The sequence below is a fragment of the Rhizobium sp. P38BS-XIX genome (genome assembly GCF_012641435.1).
In the GTDB taxonomy this organism is placed as follows: Bacteria; Pseudomonadota; Alphaproteobacteria; order Rhizobiales; family Rhizobiaceae; genus Rhizobium.
The window spans coordinates 52144-70084 of record NZ_JABAIJ010000009.1; the positions used below are offsets into that span (position 1 = coordinate 52144).

Here is a 17941-nt window from a genome sequence, read left to right on the forward strand (position 1 = left end):
CGTCAAACCCTTCCGATCGCGCGGCCGGTGTTGGTGTTGACAGGAACGGCGACGGGCGCTTGCGGCGTCTGGCTAACCACGCGGCCGGGGCCGTCAACAGCGACCTTCACTTCGCTCTTCACCACAACTTCACCCTTTACCGGTCCCTGGGCGGGAGCCATCGTCTGCTTGCCTGGGATGGCCGGGGGGCCATTCAGAAAGTCATCCAACGATTTTTCTCGCCCGTCGTCGCTGGCCGGTTGACGGCCTGGGGGAGTGACCTTCCCGGCATCCTTCAGCTTTTCGACAGCGCCTTCCACGCTGTTGTCGTTGGCTGGGGTGTTCCCCGAAGATGACCAACTAGACAACGAAAAGCCCCCTGGGAAGTTAAAAGCTCCAGAGAGATTGATCTTCCCGATCGCGCCGAGAATGCGAGCCGGAAGGGCCTTGAACCATTCCACCAACCCGTCGATCGCATCCTTGATCCCTTGCACCATGCGGTTGCCAGCATCGATGCCGATCTGGGCCAGCTCGCCTGGCAGGGCGCGGGCGGCGGAAAGGAAGTCTGCGAACTTCTGCGAAACCGTCGCCCATGCATCAGCAACGCCAGTCGGGACGAGCGTAGACCAGTCCACTTTCTTGCCTTCAGCCAAATTGGCGATGGCCTCGGCAACAGCGGCAAGCCCATCCGCCAGCTTCCTGATTATGAGGGTTGCGACCATGATCGAGCCGCCGACCAGATCTCCAAGTGTCTTGAAGACGCCGGTCACAGACGATGTGTCTACGTTCACAAGTTGACCAAGCGCGGAGATCAAGCGGCCGAACGCGGCGGCGACACGGCCGACTGCATCGTTTACTCGGATTAGATCCTTGATGGTGGCACCAAGGTTTTCGCCGATACCTTCCATGTAAGGCTGAAGCCCAGTCGCAAAATCTTTCATGGCTTCATAGGCAGCCTTCAATCCGACCAGAGCGGCATCGAGCGCGCGCAAGGCCCCGATCTTGGCGTCATCGATCGTGAGGCCAGAGAGATCGAGCTTGAAATCCAGCCCCTTCATAAACCCTTTGAAGAGCCTTTGAACGTTCTCCAAACTCACACGCAGATAGCCAATCGCCTCGGTCGAGATGGCGGCATAGCCGGACTTCAGCCTTGACCAGAGACGCGGAGCCACATCGATCAACGCTTCCCAGGCTTGGGTTCCGCCACGCTTCATGGAGTTCCATATGCGGGCGAAATACGGCTGAACGGTTGCCCAGGTCGATTTGATTTTCGTCCACGCCTGGCCGGCCACTGTCCGGATGCCATCCCAAAGCTGCGCACCGACTTTCTTCAGGCCTTCCCACGCGGCTTCGAGATAGGGCGTAGCTTCCTGCCATGCGGCTTTGATGCCTTCCCAGGCAGCGGCTGCGCTGTCCTTTATCGTTGTCCAGGCGTCGTTGAGGTAGGGCGCGACCGTGTCCCAATTCTTCCAGGCGAGATACGCGCCGCCAGCCAGCGCGCCGACGAGCAGGCCGATCGGCGACAAGAGGACACCGATCAATGAGGCGATGGCAGACAGACCAGCGCCAATGATTGGCAGGGCGATACCGAGCGCGCCAAAGGCTGCAGCGGCAAGCACGCCAACGCCGGCAAGGGCAAGACCCTGCTTCACCCAGCCGCCCGTCGCGGTGTCCAGTTCTCGCAGCCACTTCAGCGCCGCCATCAGGCCTTCATTGATCATTGGCAACCAGGTGCCAAAGGCGAGCCCGACTTCGCGGGTCCCCTGCGTGCCGATTTCCTTGAAGATGGTGAGCTGCTGGTTCAGTGCCTGCATCTGCGTATTGAAATCGGTGTCGATCATGCCACCGGTCGCCTTGGCAACCTCTTCCTTGATCTGTTTGTAGTCGTCGATGTTGCCAAGCATCGGGATCAGGAAGTCCATGACCTGCATGTCGGAAAAGAGATCGCCGAGCTTGCCAGCGCCGTGAAGCTTGACGAGCTGTTCGCGCACGTAGCCGAGCGCCTCGGCACCTTCCATGCCGTTGGCCTTCGCCTTCTTCATGAGGCCGTCGATTTCCTTGCCCGATGCGCCAGTCAACTTGCTGATCTTCTGCACGACGGCTTCGATCGGGTTGATGCCCTTGGTGGCGGCATCCTTCATGACCGCCTCGATATCGACGCCGGCATCCTTGAAGTTCTTGATGGTCACAGGGGCGAGGATCTTCGACAGGAAGTTTTTCAGGTTGTTCGCCGCCTCGGCCGGATCGGAGGTGCCCTTGCGGGCGATCTGCAGGGATGCGCCGAGGAAGTTGATCGCCTCGCGGCCGGTGACGCCGAGCTTTGCCATCTGGCCGGTCAGCGTCGGGAAGTATTTCGCCATGTCGCGAAGCTCGAATGCACCCTGCTTGCCGGAAACGACCAGCGCCGCCATGCTGTCGTCGAGCTGGTTTGCCGGAACCTTGAGCGTCTGCATCATGGAGGTGGCAACGCTTGCCATGTCGGAGAACTGCGCGTGTGCAGCGGTCGCGGCACGACCGATGCTGCCGATCGACTGGTCCACCAGCTTTTCGTCGAGGCCGGCTGCGATCATCTGGCCAGCACCTTCCGCTATCGTGTCGGAATACTGGCCGATCTTCAGCGCCAGATCTTCATACTTGCCCTTGGCCTGGTCAACGAACTTGAAGGCCGCTTCGCCGGAATAGTTGGCGGTCGCGGCGATATCGACAAGCTTTTGCTGGAATGCAGCGGCCTCCTGAATAGGAGCCATGAAGGAGATGGTCGCGATCGCGGTTCCGATCAGGCCGATCTTCTTGGAAAACTCGGTAATCCTCTGAAGCTGGTTGCGCAGGCCGCGCAAAGGTCCGGAGAGCTGATCTTTCAAACGGACGAGGACGTCCAAGGCCATCGAACGTGCAGACATTCAGCTCTCCTATTTTGGGGCGATGCTTTCCCGCCATTTCATCAGGCAGTTCCACCAGAAAATTATGCGGCCGATATCGAAGCTCTCGATCTCGGCCGCAGAGAAGCCGGTGCCATCAGCGATGGCGCCGAGCTTTACCTGCCAGTCTTCGGGCCATTCGACAAAAAATGGTTGAGCACCCGCCCGGCGTCCCCAATGTCAGCCGCATCCATCTTGTCGTAGAGCGCGTTCATGACGGCCTGGCTGAGCTTGGTCGATCGTGAGATTGCGACAACGCTCATCATCTCTTCTGAGGTTGCGGCGATCGCGCGCTGGTCAGCGCCGGTCAGGCGATGAAACGTCAGCTCTTCGAACTTGCGCTCCCTGATCTGCCCGCCCTTCTGGGTGGTCAAGGTCTTGGGATAGTAGAGCGGCAGCGTGACCGAGCCATCGCTATTCTGCTTGGCGTGCGCCGGCAGCTTGTCGAGTGGATTTGCGTCCTCGTCGATGATGTCCGGATTGGAGCCGGTCAGTACGATCGGCCCGTCCTCGTTGATGATCGTGGTTTCGGTCTGACTGCCCGCGTCTTCGTCCAGATCGATCTTGATGTTCGTGCCCGTCGTTTTCATCCGATGATTTCCTCAGGTTCGGAGCCTTCCCACTGCAACTTGATCTTGCCGCCCTCGCCACCGGTAATCGTGGGGATGTCACCGGAATAAAACGCGTCGGGAATGATGAAGGTCTGGCCGGTATCGCACCGGACCTGCAGCTCGCCTTCGCCCGAGGTGAAGAGCGCGCGCCAGCTTTGACCCTTGATGAGGTCAGTGGTGCCGGTCACGAGCGAGCCTTGGACTTCCTGCGCGTAGCCGGTCTTGCGGCCAACCGTGACGGAGGTGTTCTTGATGCCGCCAGGGCGAATTTCCGCGCCTTTTTCGACGGGGACGTTCACCCCTTTGTAGACAATGTCTACGATACCCAAAACCTGCATAGGTTGGTTCCTTTCGGGTTAGACCTGGAATTCAAGAGAGGCGGCAAAGACCATGAGGTTGCCGACAATCTTGACCTGTTGGCGGGCTTCAAGACGGTTGCGATCGTTCGCAGCGATGGCAAAAACGCTCTGCTTGACCGTCGTCTGTGTGTCCTCGATCCAGACGTTGTCCGAATAGAGCTTGCACCGCGCCGCCCACGACGCCTTCATTCGGCCAGGCGTCACGACGGCGGTGTTAACAGCGCCGTCATTGTCGTAGCTGACGGCGAATGCCGATGCGCTATCGTCCTCGGCAAGCTTGGAGCGCGGATACATCAGCGTGACATAGCCCGCCCAATCGTAGCGGATGCGGCTCATCGTGGCCGGGACCATGATGTCCAGCCAGGCGCGATCGGGAATGCCAAGCGATGACATCTTGTACGTAGTCACGATGCGCGAAATCGTCGTCGTGCCATCGGGCAGGTGATCGAACGTCGAAATACCGGAGCCGAGAAGCAGGTTCTGCTCGGTCTCTTCGAACTGGTCGATTTCGTCCGGAGCTTCCACACCAGGCACCACGAGCGAGCGGAGCTGACGCGCCGGGTCGTTGGTGAGATGGAAGGCGGCAAGGCCGCAAACCGCTGCTGCCAAGTTCCACGAGCTCGTCGGGGAGTTGCTGAGACCCATCGCAGACAGGAACGGCAGATTGGTGAGGTTGCCGAAGGTGGTGAGCTGGCCGAACGTGCCGGCCTTGGCCACGAAGCCATGCACATCGAGCTTGGCGGTCGCGGTATACCGATCGCCCAGCCACTGCGCCAACGCGGCCATGTTCGTGACATCGCTCCACGGCATCAGGGCCATGGTGAACCAGGTGTTTGCGATGGTATCGAGCGCGGCCTGGACGAGCGGATTTCCAGCACCGCCCGTCATGGCGTCGATGGCAATCGTCAGGCTCGGAGGCAGCGCCTGGGCCTTAACGTCCACGCGCAAATTGATATCGTTGCCGACTTCGCCACCGCTCCTGGCCGTGCATGTCACCACGCCGGCCGCAGCTGCAGCCGTGACGACATTCGCCGTGTCGGCATTGATGGCGGCGGCAAGCGCGGTCGCCATGGACGCGGCCGTGTCAGTTGAGCGCACGGTGATGCGGATCGGCCGGCCACCGATCTTGAAGCGCAAGACCATGGCGACGGGAACCGTGCCGGTAAAGGTCAGCTTGCCCGCCGCCTTCACCGCGCCGACAGCGTCGGCGAGCGCGGTCACGTAGAGAGGCGTCGTCTTGTTCGCCTTGCGAAAGCTCGCGACCATCTCAGCGCCGATCGAGCCTTGACCGAAATAGGCGATGCCTTCCTCGCCACGGGTGATCTGGACGATCTGGCCGGGTGCGAGCGTGCCAGCGGCAAGCTTGTGGCCGACGATGACAACCTTCTGCGGATAGGGCAGAACGCCGACATTCTGATAGTTCGGCTTGATTTCGATCAGGGTGGCGGGTTCAAGCCAGTCCAGCGGGATCTCGTTGAAGTCCATTACTTAGCTCCTTTGCCTTTGCCGGTGGCCGGCTCTTCAGTCTGCAGCTCGGTTGGCAGGGGATCGCTTGCTGGAGGATCGCTCGGCGGCGGCTCCTCGGCGGGCGGTTCCGCTTCCACAAGGTCGAGATCGCGAAGGCGGCGACGCACGAACAGGGTGTCCGGCGCATCCATGCCTTCGGCCGGCCACGGCTGGCCGTCCTGTTGGAACATCGTCCGGCCTTCGCCGGGTTTGAGAAACGGCATGGTCTACTCCTCGGCCGTGGGGATGTTTTGGGGAAGTTCGGGGCTGCCTTCGACGCCATCGGCAACAGCCCAGGTGATGTTGAGGCCCTTGAAATCCTCGATCGTCTTCAGCTTGTAGGGTGCTGGCGAGGTCTGGAAGTCGATCTCGAAATCCACCTGGGCAAGCACAACGCCTTCGTCGAGGATGCCTTCAGCCGTAATGGCGTGGGCCGCTGTCACGCTCGACAAGCCGATGCCATCGAACGGGATACCGTGAAGAAGCGCGGCGCTGACATCGATCATCGCGTCCAGGCCGAGGCCGTGCGCATCACCTTTGAAGCGGGTTTCAAGGCTGCCTGATGCTTTGAAGATCAGATAAACACGCCACAGCATCTTCCCTTTGAGCTGCCGTCCGCTGTTCGGGTCGGGTTTCATGCCCATCCAAGCGAGGCCGACGAAGGGCGAGATGCGGATCACACGTTCAAACTCGCGCAGCGTCATGGTCGGCGGCACGCGCTCGATGCCGAAAATCTTCTCCGGAAAGGCGATGCGGAGGCGCTCGACGATCGCCGGCTCCATCATGCGGACAGGCTGAAACTGAAGGTCCATCGCGATCACCAGAGATTTTCGCGGGTCATGAGACGCTCGCGATCGGAGATGCGCGGACCAGTGCCGACAGCATCGGTGCCGGTCGGCTCGGCAAGCGGAAGATCCAGATGAATGGTTTCGGTCGCCACGCCCTTCAGCCAGGCGGTCACGTCGTCGCGGGCCTTGGTCATTTCGGTGGTCGGCGTCGTATGCTCGCCATCGGCCAGGTCGTAGCGCGCGAGGATGCAAGCGGCGCGAATGATCTCTGCAGGCGGTACGGCGATCGGCGCGAAGTACCGCCCACGGACGTAGCCGTCGATCAGTGCCGTCGCGTCGGACAATGCTCTGTTGATCACGTCTGCATTAACCGTCTCCGCGGTGCGGTCTTCCGGCCGGGAGAGGCGGATCATCTGCGTCTCGCCAAAGCGGGAGATCATGTCGGCGACGGTTGCGTACAAAGTCTTTCTCCTGGTGGTGTGACGGCGGGGCCGCATTGCCCCGCCGTCGCGGTCTTGCTCTCGGGAGTTATTTCTTGGGCGCGGTCTTGCCGGTTCCGTCGCCCTGGGCGGCGGTCGCGGCTTCGAGCTGCTTTTGAAGGTCGGCGATCGTGCCGTTGGCGGCGTCAAGCTTCTTGCCGAGATCGTCGATGGTATTGTCCGAGGCGGCCGTGATGGTTGCCAGCTTTTCGGCGACTGCGTTCGCGACGGCGGTGTTGAAGCCGGCCTGCAGCTCGTCAGCCTTCAGCGCGACAAGCCGCGCCACTTCGGCCGCGATCGCTTCGTTGGACGCCTTCAGGCCATCGCCTGTCACTTGCTGAACGATGAAGGCCTTGTCTTCACGGAAGGCCTTAAGCTGCTGTTCGGTCCAGTGGCCGTCGTCATAGATCGCGGTGGCGGGGTGTGTCACACCGTTGCGACGAATGCCCGGCTGCGTGCAGATAATCTGGATTTTCGGCATTTACGTTTCCTTCTTCGGGTTTCGGGAAAGCGGCCTCGGTGCCGATTTCCGAAAACCCGCCAGCAACGGGAGAGGACGTTGCTGGCGGTCACGCTTCAGCGGTCGCCGCGACCGCTTGGCGATCAGGCAAGATGCGGGATGACCATCACCTTGGCGGTCTTGGCCCAGACGTTGGTTTCGCCGCCGTTGATGAGCGCTGCTTCAAGCAGGGAGCGTCCCTGGTCTTCCAGCTCCGGCGGCACAAGCAGGGTTGCGGCGCGGATCGGCATAACTTCGCCGCTGCGTTTCCGAATTGTCTGCATGGCCGTGCGCGCCGCTTTATAATTGTCCTTGTTAAGCTCGGCCTTCGATTTGTAGGCGAGCTGCCAGAGACCGAAGCCGGCATTTCCGCGCGTGTCAGCGCCCCAGACATATTCGTTGCGCCAGAAGACGTTCGGATCGGTGTCTGAAAACATCTGCGTCAACTTGATCGGATCACGCGTCTGCCAGATCATCGGCTTAACGATCTTGGTATCGTCGATGATGTACCAGGCAGGACCCGTTCCGGGCATGTAATTCGAAACCGAAATCAGATTGCCCTGTTCATTATAACCGGGATGATCAGTGTCGAAGTAATACTGACCGTCATAGCAGGCAGTGGCTTCACCCTTTTTGAAGAGCGGCCAGACAAGCGTGTCGGGGAATTGCGCCCCATCCTGACCGTATTGGGCCGCCAATGGCGTGAAGATCCCGATCTGATCATCGCGGATCTTGTCGCGGTTGATTTTCAGGGTCTTTTCAAAGCGGCGATTTCTGATCGAATAAAGATCAGCGCCGACATCGAACGCGACACGGTCACCAATCCATTCACGCCAGCCTGGCAAATCGTCCAGGCGCGGGTATTCGTTGACTGCCGTGGTGGAAGGAACCGTCATCGCGACGGAATTATAGAAGGTCTCGGTCGCACCGAGGGACTGATTGAAGATGGTCGAAAGCGACGTGTAAATGCCGCGCAGGTTGGCAACAGTGATATCCATCGTACCCTCTAAAGCGTCTTGAGCCAGACGCCATCTGCGTCGATTGCGTGGAGCGTGCCGGCCTGCAGCAAAGCACCGGCCGTCAGCGTGAAAGTGTCGTCGGCCGAGGCATAGACGGGCTTGCCGATATCGGCCGGCGTTGCACCGGACAGCGGGATCAGCGTAACGCCTTTCTTGGCGACGACCGTCCAGTCGCCAGTTGCACCGTTACGGTTGTCGATGCTCTCCTCGGCGAAACCGATCAGGGCGACGGCGCTGGGGTGGGCTGCCGGCACGGCGGCAAGAGCGGCCGTCACGCCGACCATGGTACCCCCGAAGATCCGGACGCCGGCCAATGCCTGATAGCCGTAGCTATCGCCCGAACGCCATCTACGGCGAATGTCTGCCGTTGCGGCCATGTCAGAGATCCTTTCCGAACAGCACCTTGTGCTGCGTTTTGAAAGCTTCGGGATCGACGCCCATCATTGCGGCGATGGCCAGCTCTTCCGAAGTCGCGGTTTCGCCGGCACGCGGCAGCTCGCGTCCACCAAGGCCACCGGAATTGATCGACGGCATCAGCTTGATCTCGGCCTCGACCTCGGCCGGGTTCTTGATGTGGCGCGCGATCATGTGATCCTTCAGCGCCGGGATGATCTTCCCCTCTTTGATGGCATCGCCAACGACAGTTTCCGCGCGCTCCTGGGCATTGTGCGTGGTGACCGTGTTGAGCTGGGTCGTAAGCGTCGAAACCTGCGACTGCAGCGAGACGAGCTGATCCTTGAGGCTGGCGTTTTCCGCATCCGTGGCGGACGGCTTGCCCTTCGACTGGACGGCAGTCACGAGGGCATCGGGAGCGGTGTCGGCGGCAACGCCGGCAGCCTCGGCCACGCGGGCCATCAGGGCGGCACCTGCCGTCCGTGCTGCGTTTGCCGCCTTGACGGCTGCCATGACGGCAGTTTCGTCGGCGGTCTCCGGAAGGCCGAGCGCCTTCCGCAGTTCTTCAAGCATGGTGTTGTCCTCTTGTGCGTGAAGTGATTTCAGGGAAGTCAGGTTCGGGTCGTTCGTCAGCGCCACGCGCAGCATCTTCGCGACCTTGTAGGGCTTGCTCTGGCCGTGCAGAAAAACCGGAGACAGGAAGCCATAGGCTTTGCCGGCCACGAGGCTCTTGCCTTCGTCGGTCCATTGGACGCGACCCCAAAGGCCATCTTCGCGCGCCTGCAGCTCGACGATCCAGCCGCGAGCCGGCGACGGATGGCCTTGCTTGCCGGCCAGATCGATGGAGTGATTTTCATCGACAGGAAGGCGCATGCCGTCCTTGTCGAATTGAGCGATCAACGCGGCCATGTCCGGCTTGGCATAAGGGCCGCGCCCATCAGCGCCGGTAAACTCGGCAGCCGGCAGGATGTGCAGCCAATCCGGCACGTCCGCGCCGGTCTGCATCAGGGCAATAAAGAGAGAGTTGATCGCTGTTTTCATGGCACGAGAAATGCCACGGCCGCGAACGCGATATCATGCCCGACAGGGCGGGCGGCAAGATTAGCGAGAAATCAGAAGGGGGATTTAGTGGCGAGTGCTATAGCGCTCGACGAACTCGAAGACGATTTCCGCGATCGAGGTTTGATCGTCACTGGATATACCGAGGAACGGGCGAGCGGGCAAGGTCACCTTTTTCGCAACGACCAATTCGCCACCCATCCGGAAGAACAGATGCGAGGCAGACTTCGGCTCGATCACCGCGCCGAACTGGTGAGGCGCGGCATAGATGACATTGGTGCCGACGAGCACCTGGTCGTTGCCAGGACGGGAATTGATGCTGTCGCGAAGCCGGCCACTCTCGGTCAGGATACGCGTGTTGCGCTTGCCTTCAGCATAGGTCGGGTTGAGGATATGCCATGGCTGGCCGTCCGGATCTTGCTGCGTGACGAAACGCATATGGGTGGAGGCAACCAACTCCGTCCCGATCGCGGCCATGACAGGCCGGGTGTTCGTCATCAGCCGGGTCAGCTGCTCGAAGCCACGTACAACGGCCTGGTCGTTGATTGTGACCGAGATCGATGCACCAGCCATTCATTTGCCTTTCCGCCCGATCGGGCTTATATTCTATGGGACGCGCCGACCAGGACGGCCAGCCTTCAGGCTGTTGGGATCAGCATTTCCGGCTCCCCGGCGCGTCGTTTCCCTCACAAGCCTTGGATATCGAAGTTCCGTCGAAGCGCCTTCTCGTTGGTGCGACGGAGCGAGACCATGTAGATTTCCTGACGGCCGTCTTTTTTCACGACCTTCAAAGCTGCGTGATACAGCTCGCCCTCATAGCGCCCAACCAAAGCCGGCCGGCCGTTGGCGTCGCGCACCAGGCGGCCGTTTTTGGCGAGCCATTTCGGCAGGACGGCATAAACTTCGGGCGTGGCTTCGGAATGGTGAAGGTGGCTTCGGATGGTGTCGGCCGATAGACGGACTTCGACGCCTGGCTTGACCTCCATGAATTTCGCCATGGGCTTGTCAGCGACTGCCACCGGGGTCCAGCTTCCATCGGGCCACTTTCCCCGAAGGGCTGACCGTACGAAAGCCGCCGCCGTCGCATCGTCGGCTGAGACAGCTTTTGGCCCAGGAGCGGTTTGCGCCAACCAGGCTTGACCGGGATTATAGGCGAACGAGCCATCCACGCCGAGCGGCTGATCCGTGCCGAGCTGGTCGAGATCGGGAGCGCGATCGGGACCGGCCTTGCCCATCCGGCGAAGACCGCCACGCGAAACCGGTGTGACGAAGCAGCCGCAGCCATAGCCGTTCGGCGGATAGGCAACCGACCAGAACGTATCGTTGGCCGGATACACCTGGCCGTCCCAGGCTTTGTGCTGAAGCCGGGGATGGACAGCGCCCGAATGATGATACTGCCAGTAGGGAAAGGTCGCGAGCGTATCCGGCTCGGTCATCTGCGCATAGCGGCCAGCGGCATAAGCGGTGCGCAGATTGGTTTCGAAAATCGTCCTGGTGCGCCATCCCCGATCGCCGTTGTAGGACCAGCCGTGGCGCTTCACGATATTGTCAAAGCCGGCGCGGAACTCCTCGAGCGTTGTTCCCTTTTCGAGGGCCTTCAGGATCTCCGACTTGAAATCGTCAACGATTGCCTTCTTATTGGCACCCGCGACCATGAACATCTTGCTGTGTGCGCCGTCCCAAACGTCGCGGAAGCTTGTTGTGGTGACAGCGACCTTCTGTTTCAGAAAGTCGATCGCCTCATCAAACGGCAAGGAAACGGCGCTGAGCGTCGAAGCCATCAGGGCAACGCCCATCACCATCGATTTCGAAGCACTTTCAAAGGCCGCTGACGCGCTTTTGAACATTTTCGCGATCATCGGGCGGGGACGCGTGTCCTTGCGCGTCTGTGAGCCTCTATTCATGACCTGCCTGCAATGTCGTCGAGCAACGATGCCTGGCCTGCAAGGTGCGCAAGCGCCATGCCCCTGGCCATCGCTTCCGTGAGTTCGTCGGATGAGAGATCGAGCGCAGCCAGGCGCTCGGCCGCATCGCGCAAATCTGTCGCCGACATGAGGACCGCTTTTACCTCGTCGATCATGCCGCCCATCGCGCCGGCCGCATCACGCTCCAGGCGCTCCGTCATCGCATCGACGATTTCGTCCGGCGTCTGGCGGGCATGGGTGCCGTCAAAGAGGCGATCGAACATTGCCTGCAGCGCCTTCTTGTTTTGGCGGGCGCTCGGTTGCTCTGGCAGTGCGGGTGCGATCACTCGGCCGCCGACCAGCTCGGCGTCGGGCTTCGGCGCGGGAATGCCGAGGCGATCCCGCATGAAGCTGGCCTCGGCCGTCAGGCCGTGCTTGGCAAGCTTGTCAAAAGCGTTCGCGAAGATCTCCAGCGGCACTTCGTCCGGACGGCCAATATGGATCGTCGGGTACTTGTCTTGTGGCCCGAAGTTAAACGCGATCATGTTCGGGACAAGCTGCATGTTGAGCGTGTCGGAAGCATCGAGTGCGTCGGAGCGTTCAATGTCTTCCTGCACCAGGCGGTGCTCCTGGGCGACGGCATGGCCACCGGACACAGCATCCGTCGTGGTCGTTTGGCCGAGGACCAGCTTAGACACCTGTCGATCCAGCCAGTCGGCGCGACGCTCGTACATGTCGGTGGACGTGCCCTTCGACGCGACCTCCTGGAACTCGATCAACATCTCGCGCGGGATGATGGCGGCGCAGTCGCCGGCAATGCTGCTGACCGCGCGCCACAAGACATCCTTTTCCGCCTGGGTGGCACCACGCCCATACTTGCCGATACGGATCGGCTGACCGTAGTTCTGGCAGAAGACCGCCCAATCCTTGACGGTGAAGCTCTTGAACATCCAGCACCACACTGCCACGCGGGCGATATTGGAGCGGACGGTCAGGCCAGACTTTGCCTTCGAGCGGTGGACGATGAACTTGTGCGAAGCGAGAGGCAGGTTGCCGACGTTATCGCGAATGAGCAAAGTCTCGCCGTCCGTGCGGTCAAAGGTGAACCAGCGCTGCGTCCGCCATGTCAACGCTGCTGGGCAGGTATGACCGTTGTGATACTGCCAATCGATCTCCAGCACGGAGACGCCCTTGCCGATCGCGTCGAGCATATCGAACAGGTTTGATCGAAGCACGCCTTGCTCGATCCAATCTCGCAGAAACTGTGCGTGCTTCTGGTGCTCGGGACTATCAGACGCTGCCTTGACCGATATCGGCAACTGGGCAACAGAGCGCTTCCGCGTAGCGAGCTGGGCGAGGTAGTGCGGATCTCGCTCTTCGATATCTTCCGCCAGCTCAAAGAAGGCTTCCGGCTCGCCCTGGTCGGCGGCGCGAAGGATCGAGCCGAGGCGCAGGGGCGTCATGCCATCGGCCGGATGACCGGAAAAGGGTTGGCGTACGCCGCCGACTGTCGGGCCACCCTGTTCCTCGGTAAGGTCTGTCCCGTTGATCACGCGGCCGAGCCAGTCGATGACGGAAGCGATGGTGGGCATCAGAGCGAACCTCTTAGATAGATGTCTGTGGTGGAGCGGCGATCGTCGTCATCGAGCGGAGGGCCACCGTTGTGGCCGCTCATGTCGTTGCCTGGCTGCGTTTTGGTTCCGTACTCGTAGGCGATGGCATCCTGATTGGAGGCGAACCAGGCGAGCGCGCCGGCCGGCGCGGTGTCACCATGGCGGTCGTATCCATCAGCGCCCTTGCTCGAATGTTCGTCCGGCACCTTGATAATGCCGTTGACGTAGGCGAGCGCCTGGTGGTCAGCCAGGATGTCCGCATCGTTGGGAAACAGAAGGCTCTTGTCGCCAAATGCTTCGATGTAAGCGGGCATGTTCGCGGCATACCATTTGGCTGACAGCATCACTTCGTGGATGCATTCGCCCCAGCGCTGGCGGGCCTTTTCTGCAAGATACTGTCCGTTGCCACGCGCATCGAGCGCGCCGCCGACCATACGCGGCAAGGCATCGCCGACATAGAAAAGGATATCGCGCTGTTGATCGAACGGAATGTTCTTCAGCTCGACGACCAGGCGCGCGCGTCGAATGAGGTCCGGACCGATCTCGAAGACGACGATTGCGGTCTTGTCACCGGACCGCGCAAAGTCTTCACCGAAGCTATGCTCACGATCCGGATTAAGCGCCTTTAAAAGGGGCCTCAAAATGCCTTCACAGAACTCGTCGGCTTGTTCCTTTCGCTCATCGTCGTCGAGGTTCTTGAAGTCGTCGGGCCGATCCCAGCGCACCACGGCGGGCAGGTCGGCACTCATGCATCGCTCGATCAGGACGCGTGTCAGCGCCGCGCCCTCGGCCTCGGCCGGGATGGCGTCCAGCTCCTGTTTCATCTTGGCGGTGCGCGTGCCATAGGCCGAGCGGATCTTTGCTTCCCACTCGTCTTCTTTTTCCTGGCTCCATTCCTCGCCCTTGATCAGGCAGACGCGTTTGAACAGGCCGTTCTTGACGGCATCGCCGAAGGAATAGGTATGGACGGTGAAGCCGTTCTTTTTGGCGAGCGCTTCCTTGATCAGTTCGTTGAATGGGTTGCTGACGCCATTGTGGGACGAGATGACGCGAACCTTACCGCCCCAGATCAGGAGCGCTGCGACGGCGTCGATAACTTCGCGCACGTCGCGATGGAACGCCGCCTCGTCGATGCAGACAGTACCCTGCAGGCCGCGAATGTTTTCCGGCCGCGAGGAAAGCGCCTCGATACGAAAGCCAGACTTGAACCGGATGATATAGCTCGCGATCGCGTTCGTGGTGCCGTCTTCGCGCTGGTCGAAGAAGATGCCATCCTCGATCGTTAGCATTTCCTTGGCGACGGTCTTTGCGAAGTGCGCGGCATAGCCGATGAACTCGCGTCCCTTCGGCTTGGTGTCTGGAATGTAGAAGTAGTTCTGTCCACCTGCAGAGCGCTGGGCGGCGGCAATGAGGGTCGCGTCGAGCGCCTCGGCAAAAGTGATGCCGGTACGACGACCTTTGGCGCAGGCCTTCAAGAGACTGTCGTCTGCAATCCAATCCTTCTGGTGTTCCATGAGAACGCCATCGGCCAACGGGTCCAGCTCGTCGGGAATATCGCCGCCGCGTGGCAGCTCGTCAGCCAATGCTTGCGGATCGCGGGTGAGGACAGGCGGGTCAGTCCACTTGCCCTTCGGCAGTTCAACCATCGCTGCCTTCGTCCTTTTTCTTCATAGGACGGACGCCGAGGAATTCGCGACGGGCGCGGGCAATGGCTTCCTTCGTGATGCCGGGTTCGTTCGACAGGACATCAAGCGCCTTCTCGGCCTTTTCTTTCATATCGGCTTCGATCTTGCGCGCCCGCTCCTCGGCCTCGATCTTCATGCGGCGGTTCGCACTCGTGGCCTGGGCTGCCGCAAGGTTCTTCAATGCCGTGGCGAACTCGGCGGCTGCCTTCGAACCAAGGCTGCCGCCACCCGCCGTCATCATGGCCGCTTCCAGAACCAGCGATTTCAGCGCCTCGGCCGCGACGATCGTCAAATCATCTGAGCCAGCGGCATCGAAGCGATCGGCAAGGGTGCTGGCGATCTGGCGAGCCTGTTCAACGGTTTTCGACAACGCGGCAAGGCGAACCGAATAGCGGCTGAAGCTGCGGAAATGAGGGATATCGAAGTCGAGCCCCTGTTCTCCTTGCAGCGCGATCAGCTTGTCTCTGAAGTCGCGGTAAACATCGACCTGTGTGCGGTCCATGTTCGCGAGTTCTTTTGCCGCCCAGCTAACGATCGGCTGGCACTCTTCCGGTAGCTTGTCGATCGACGACAGCCAGCCGCGTCCCTTTACCGCCGTCATTGATCAACCTCTTGCCGTGGGGCACAAGACGCCGGGAATGCTGATGAGGTTTTGCAGGTGCATCGATCCGCGCTGGGAAAGGCGAGCGATCTTCACAGTGTCCGCCTGGACGATGGTGACGGCGCCCATGTCCTTGAGGAAGGTGTATTGGGCTTCGACCCACTCTCGCGGCTTGTCGATCAACAACTGCGTCAGCAAATAGATCTGCATCCGCGCCGAGGAGATCGCGTTGTTGTCCTCTTTGGCCAACTCCTTCAGGATTGCCAGACGAGCCTCTTCTTCCATCAGCGTGGCCATGCTCATTTCTCCGATTGCTCCAAAAGGTAGTCCTGCAGCCGCAGGTTCGTTGCGGAGATCGGCTTTAGCCGCTCGTCCATGGTGTCCAGCCGGCCGGCCATCCGCTCAAGGGTGATTTCGAGGCGGTGTGTGGTGGCCGCATCCGGCATGTGCGTCAGATCGTTTTCCATCTTCTGGACGCGGCGATCGTGGTTGATGAGCGTGCTTTCCGCCTTCGTCAGACGCTCGTTGAGCTTCTTCTCACCTTCCGAAAGCAGGTTGCGGATCGCGGCGACGAGGTTGAGCGCGGAAAGGGCGAGCGCGATCATGGCCGTCAGCAATGAAAGATCGAAATTCATTTGAGGCTTTGATCCCGTTCAAAATCTGTTTGGCATTCCGCACAACGGCTGGCGGAAGGATGGACGCGAAGGCGGGCGAGAGCGATGCTGCAGCCGCAACCGCGACACTCTGTTGTGCCGGCTGCCTGCAGGGCACGAGAGGCCGCAGCAATCTGGGCCTCCCGTTCCTGTTCGCTTCGCCGGTCGGCGAGTTCGAAATCCCTTTCAGACATCATCAAGCCCGAGAGCTTGCGACGCCGGGGGCGGTGACATTGAGGACTGTCGGCACCGCTAGCGCAGCTGACATCAAGGACGGCAGCTTCGATAGGATGATGTGCTCCAACGCTTGATCATCGACACCAAGGGCTGCGACAGTGTCGGGGTTCTTGGATTTCACGTAGGCGATTGCATCCGCGATGACGCTTGCCGATGCTGCGAGCGATGGCGGTGCGCCGAGTTTCGCGAAGGCATATTTCAAGCCGTTCTCGGCCGCGAAATGGAGGGCGTCTCGTAGCTGCCCTGCGACCTTCAGGCGCGTGGCTTGGTCAGTGATACCGAGGAGCTGGATAACCTTGGTGATCGCCCATGTTACCAGGACGCTGAGAACCGCTTCCACGAGCGGCACGCCGTAAGACACGAGCACATTGATCAGCGTCGAGTTATCGGCCGGTGCTGCCGCATCGGCGGCAAACGCGAAGCGTACGGCAAGGCATACGAATAGGATTGCCGACGCGACGAAGAGGAAGCCGCGAAGCGGGAAATGCCGCTCCACCGTAACAAAGAACTTGTTCATCTGAGTTCCCGAAGTTGGAAGGTTAGTTGGAGCCGCCCGCCTTGGTGCGGGCGGAGTTGATCGCGTTCAGTGCGTCCAGCACCTTCTGCGGCGCGCTCTGAAGCGTGACCGAGGAGGGATCGGCGCAGAACTCCTGGGCGGCTTTGAAGGCCTTCTCTTCCGCATCCACGACGGATTGCGGGATCTTGAAAACGATCTTCAGGAAGCTGAAAGCCAAGTCCGCGTTGGCGACCTTCGGGCAGTATTCGGCAAGGCCGCTCTGAATTTTCCCGTTGGCCTGGTCGATCTTGCTGGGGAGCTTGTCGAGCGTGCCGCAGCTCGTGAGCGACATACCGGCAAGAGAGAGAGCGGCGATCGCCGCAAAGGATGCGATGCGCAATGGAGCCTCCTAGGCTTCGTTTTTGGAAAGTTCACCATCGATCGTGAGCCAGACCCGCCCACCGATCGGAGCTTCGCCGGTAATCGGCCAGCGCATATCCTGCAGCCGGGCTTTCTCGACCCATGAGAGCGAAACGCTGTTTCCCTGGTTGCCACCAAGCACGCGGAAGGCCTTTGCATTCTCGCCCGCATACAAGCCGACGTGGCCGCCGCCAGTTCGCTTGAACGTCAGGATGGCCCCTAACACCGGCACGGTCAGGCGCTTGCCGAACGTAGACCAGTTCAGCGCGCCAAGCGGGTTTGAGGGCAAGTTTTCGGAAGGAAGGGTCGCGCCGATGCAGTGCGCCATGAACAGGCCGCACCAGGGAATGTCGTCATTGGTGTAATAGCCCTTCATCCAGCCGCCGAGCTTCTGCGCCCAGGTGATGATGGTCGGGTTAGACCTCGGGCCGGGAATTTCCTTCAGCCCCATGAAGCGGCGCGCCTCGCGCATCCATGCCGGCTCATCGTTGGCAGGGACGGGCGGCACGACGAGATTGCCAGCCGGGGGAACCACGCGCAGCGCATTGATGGTCTCGGTGGTGGCCGTACCAGTTATCGTGATCTTGCTCGCGGCCTGGAATGCGGTCAGCGCCGTGCTGATGGCGCGTGCCGTCGAGACGTTCGGATTGCTCTTGTAAAAGCGCCAGGCCGTCAATCGTGCGATCAGCCAGTCATCAAAAGTTTGCATGAAAAAGCCCCAT

22 protein-coding genes are annotated in these 17941 nt (G+C 60.7%); all 22 read right to left on the reverse strand.

Annotation, left to right across the window (positions count from 1 at the left end; all coding sequences use genetic code 11):
- Positions 1–2 precede the first annotated feature (2 nt).
- Complete coding sequence (locus tag HGP17_RS25410) at positions 3–2879, reverse strand: phage tail tape measure protein (RefSeq protein ID WP_168813257.1); 2877 nt, start codon at positions 2877–2879, stop codon at positions 3–5.
- Between the two features lie 134 nt (positions 2880–3013).
- Positions 3014–3487, reverse strand: coding sequence for a hypothetical protein (locus HGP17_RS25415; RefSeq protein ID WP_168813258.1), 474 nt, complete (start codon positions 3485–3487; stop codon positions 3014–3016).
- Positions 3484–3846 (reverse strand): phage tail tube protein, encoded by a 363-nt coding sequence (locus HGP17_RS25420; protein ID WP_168813259.1) that lies wholly within the window; start codon positions 3844–3846, stop codon positions 3484–3486. Before HGP17_RS25420 ends, HGP17_RS25415 begins: the two co-directional genes overlap by 4 nt.
- 18 nt (positions 3847–3864) lie before the next feature.
- A complete protein-coding gene (locus HGP17_RS25425) occupies positions 3865–5352 on the reverse strand; it encodes a phage tail protein (RefSeq protein WP_168813260.1) in 1488 nt (495 codons plus the stop codon).
- Positions 5352–5597 carry a DUF2635 domain-containing protein gene (locus HGP17_RS25430; protein WP_168813261.1) on the reverse strand — a complete coding sequence of 82 codons (246 nt, stop codon included), beginning with the start codon at positions 5595–5597 and terminating at the stop codon, positions 5352–5354. The genes HGP17_RS25425 and HGP17_RS25430 overlap by 1 nt, the downstream gene beginning before the upstream one ends.
- A gap of 3 nt (positions 5598–5600) precedes the next feature.
- Entirely contained in the window at positions 5601–6185 is a 585-nt protein-coding gene (locus HGP17_RS25435) for a hypothetical protein (RefSeq protein WP_168813262.1), read from the reverse strand.
- A gap of 5 nt (positions 6186–6190) precedes the next feature.
- Positions 6191–6622: a DUF1320 domain-containing protein gene (locus tag HGP17_RS25440; protein WP_168813263.1), complete on the reverse strand. Its 432-nt coding sequence runs from the start codon at positions 6620–6622 to the stop codon at positions 6191–6193.
- A 67-nt stretch (positions 6623–6689) separates the two neighbouring features.
- Positions 6690–7121, reverse strand: a complete 432-nt coding sequence (locus HGP17_RS25445) for a hypothetical protein (RefSeq protein WP_168813264.1) — start codon at positions 7119–7121, stop codon at positions 6690–6692.
- A 122-nt stretch (positions 7122–7243) separates the two neighbouring features.
- The gene (locus HGP17_RS25450) at positions 7244–8137 is read right to left on the reverse strand and encodes a Mu-like prophage major head subunit gpT family protein (RefSeq protein WP_168813265.1); all 894 of its coding nucleotides are present in this window, start codon (positions 8135–8137) and stop codon (positions 7244–7246) included.
- Between the two features lie 8 nt (positions 8138–8145).
- Positions 8146–8535 carry a hypothetical protein gene (locus HGP17_RS25455; protein WP_168813266.1) on the reverse strand — a complete coding sequence of 130 codons (390 nt, stop codon included), beginning with the start codon at positions 8533–8535 and terminating at the stop codon, positions 8146–8148.
- Between the two features lies 1 nt (position 8536).
- The gene (locus HGP17_RS25460) at positions 8537–9592 is read right to left on the reverse strand and encodes a phage protease (RefSeq protein WP_168813267.1); all 1056 of its coding nucleotides are present in this window, start codon (positions 9590–9592) and stop codon (positions 8537–8539) included.
- 84 nt (positions 9593–9676) lie between these two features.
- Positions 9677–10183, reverse strand: a complete 507-nt coding sequence (locus HGP17_RS25465; RefSeq protein ID WP_168813268.1) for a phage virion morphogenesis protein — start codon at positions 10181–10183, stop codon at positions 9677–9679.
- A gap of 113 nt (positions 10184–10296) precedes the next feature.
- Positions 10297–11514 carry a phage minor head protein gene (locus tag HGP17_RS25470; RefSeq protein WP_246704213.1) on the reverse strand — a complete coding sequence of 406 codons (1218 nt, stop codon included), beginning with the start codon at positions 11512–11514 and terminating at the stop codon, positions 10297–10299.
- Positions 11511–13106, reverse strand: coding sequence for a DUF935 domain-containing protein (locus HGP17_RS25475; protein ID WP_205926129.1), 1596 nt, complete (start codon positions 13104–13106; stop codon positions 11511–11513). Before HGP17_RS25475 ends, HGP17_RS25470 begins: the two co-directional genes overlap by 4 nt.
- Positions 13106–14773, reverse strand: coding sequence for a hypothetical protein (locus HGP17_RS25480; RefSeq protein WP_168813269.1), 1668 nt, complete (start codon positions 14771–14773; stop codon positions 13106–13108). Before HGP17_RS25480 ends, HGP17_RS25475 begins: the two co-directional genes overlap by 1 nt.
- On the reverse strand, positions 14766–15413 hold the full coding sequence (locus HGP17_RS25485; RefSeq protein ID WP_168813270.1) for a phage protein Gp27 family protein: 648 nt from the start codon (positions 15411–15413) through the stop codon (positions 14766–14768). The genes HGP17_RS25480 and HGP17_RS25485 overlap by 8 nt, the downstream gene beginning before the upstream one ends.
- 3 nt (positions 15414–15416) lie before the next feature.
- A complete protein-coding gene (locus HGP17_RS25490; protein ID WP_168813271.1) occupies positions 15417–15710 on the reverse strand; it encodes a hypothetical protein in 294 nt (97 codons plus the stop codon).
- Between the two features lie 2 nt (positions 15711–15712).
- Positions 15713–16048: a DUF2730 family protein gene (locus HGP17_RS25495; RefSeq protein WP_246704214.1), complete on the reverse strand. Its 336-nt coding sequence runs from the start codon at positions 16046–16048 to the stop codon at positions 15713–15715.
- A complete protein-coding gene (locus HGP17_RS25500; protein WP_205926130.1) occupies positions 16045–16263 on the reverse strand; it encodes a TraR/DksA C4-type zinc finger protein in 219 nt (72 codons plus the stop codon). The genes HGP17_RS25495 and HGP17_RS25500 overlap by 4 nt, the downstream gene beginning before the upstream one ends.
- Positions 16263–16820 (reverse strand): hypothetical protein, encoded by a 558-nt coding sequence (locus HGP17_RS25505; RefSeq protein WP_168813273.1) that lies wholly within the window; start codon positions 16818–16820, stop codon positions 16263–16265. The genes HGP17_RS25500 and HGP17_RS25505 overlap by 1 nt, the downstream gene beginning before the upstream one ends.
- 22 nt (positions 16821–16842) lie before the next feature.
- Entirely contained in the window at positions 16843–17199 is a 357-nt protein-coding gene (locus HGP17_RS25510; protein WP_168813274.1) for a hypothetical protein, read from the reverse strand.
- A gap of 9 nt (positions 17200–17208) precedes the next feature.
- Entirely contained in the window at positions 17209–17928 is a 720-nt protein-coding gene (locus HGP17_RS25515) for a TIGR02594 family protein (RefSeq protein ID WP_168813275.1), read from the reverse strand.
- Positions 17929–17941: the final 13 nt, after the last annotated feature.